The following is a 2,021-nucleotide window of genomic DNA, read 5'->3' as shown; positions in this document are numbered from 1 at the left end:
GGGAAGATTGTTTGGATTCCAGTTTGCTTTCATGTCGAGGAGCGCGCTTTGTGGTCTCTGCCTAGGAGAATGAGACTGCTGACTCAGGTTCGAAAGGCTTCGGCGTCCATGAACCGAAGATCTACAGTCTCAAGAATGTGGGCACTGAATGGGAATCTCTGGGGGCACCTGCGATATCCGGTCATGATATTCAGTGAACGCCTGATCGATGCGCTCAAAGCGTATCACGTCGATCTGCTGATCTTTCATTGGCTGAGTTATGACACGAACGCAATTGCTTTAAATGCGCTGCGGCACAAAATTCCTTATGTAATTGTCAATCATTTCGATAACAGCCGCCTAAGTGAAAAAGCCGCTCGTCGGGTTGCGAAGGAAGCCATCGCCGTTGGCGGGGTTTCTTCCAGGAATGTGCCCTCTGAGCTCCAGCAGAGATTCGTGAATCTTTCCGATGCCGTCGATGTCGACTTCTTCTCATCCGCTCTAGCCAAAGCAGTTCCGCGTCAGAAAGGCTTCAGGGTGCTATTGCCCGGCCGCATTGCTCAAGGGAAAGGCCATCGGGATTTACTATTGGCCGTGGAAGGCTTGGGAGCGATCGGCAAGAACATGTCAATTGTATTTGCCGGTGCGACTGAATCCGAGTTGTTGATGTCTGAGTTGAGTATGATGGTATCCGATTTCCGCATGGAGGGGCGCGTGTCATTCCTCGGTGAGCTCAAGCCCGACGAGCTTCGAGACTGGTATGCCGCAAGCGACCTTGTGGTACTTCCCAGCGCTTCAGAAGGCTTGGGCAGGGTGCTCATCGAGGCACAGGCGATGGGGAAGCCCGTGATCGCCTACGAGGCTGGGGGCGTACCTGAAGCATTCATCCATGGGAAGACAGGGTTTCTTGTTAAAAAAGGTGATCATGCTGCTCTAGGTGAACGAATAGGATATTTGTTTGACCGTCCTGCGGAAAGAATTACCATGGGTGAATCAGGGAGAAGATTCGTTGTGGAGCGCTATGCGGTCAAATCTCTAATTAACCGTCATGAGGAGTTGTACTGCGAGACGCTCTCTAGGGAGCGCTGATGGGTGCAAAGTGCAGCTGAATGGTTATCGAAGCATATTCAAACGATCTGCGGAAGTAAAGGTTAGCCAAGGGTCTGAATAGGTCACTTAAGTAGACCTGAATCTGGATTTTTCACGAGTCTGTTTGCGCGCACTTCGGTTGAGTTGCGAGAATCATACACAGGGGGAGGAGTGCCCTTAATAGGTTGCTCTATTATTATGTTATGTAATGCGCGGTCAGAAATGGATCCTCGCCAATCGCTAAGTGAGTCACAGTAACCGAGTATAGTTCGCGGAATGACTTGCGCTGGAGTGACGTCATGCCAGGCTGGCCCACCGATGAGTATCCAAGGGGATCTGATGTAATGCGTCCACGGCCCTCCTGTCGAATTCAATACAATATTGAATCAGTTGTGATCGGAATTGCCAATTGTGATCGCAAATTCTGTAAAGAGCTGTGTCTGTAACGTGCAGCACGAAACACTATTTGGAGTACGGGAATCTTCCAAGGTGATCTTGTAACAATACTCGATACGGGCTGTCTGGGTTTGCCAAGACATCTCGCCAGGTCATGCATCCCCCAGGATCGCACGACAGAAATGGGGCATCAAGAAGTCTTGCCTGTGATAGCGAGAAATTTGTGAAAAACGACGTTAACAAGAGCATCGATCAATTGGTGTCGTGGGTTAAGAAAAACCGGTACAGAGGGTATGAGCCGGCAGATGGAAATTTATCGTGGTTGCATAAGATTACTGGAGGGCGCGTCCTACCGATGCGTGCTTTGCAGCAGGTAGTGCTGCGAACTCCATTCAATATTCGACCCGTCCTTGGTATTCCTCCGCATGAATCAGCGATTGGACGAGGATATCTCGCGTGGGCCTATCTCGTAATGCATCGCCTCAATGGGGACGATTCGTTGCGCCGTGAGGCTATCGATTGTCTTAGGTGGCTCATGGAAAACCGGTCATCCCGAT

Annotated in this window: 1 protein-coding gene and 1 pseudogene; both read left to right on the top strand. The window is 50.5% G+C overall.

Annotated elements, in window-relative coordinates:
• Positions 1 to 1,068: glycosyltransferase (locus tag ACOSYY_RS01635; RefSeq protein ID WP_421660520.1), on the top strand; the 1,068-nt coding region annotated here is incomplete at its 5' end.
• Positions 1,069 to 1,687: 619 nt separating this feature from the next.
• Positions 1,688 to 2,021: pseudogene (locus ACOSYY_RS01630) on the top strand (hypothetical protein); the annotation flags it as partial.

It is taken from the genome of Nitrospira sp. BLG_2 (assembly GCF_049222245.1).
The sequence above is the reverse complement of the archived record's forward strand: the minus strand, read 5'-3'. Positions and strand labels throughout refer to the sequence as shown.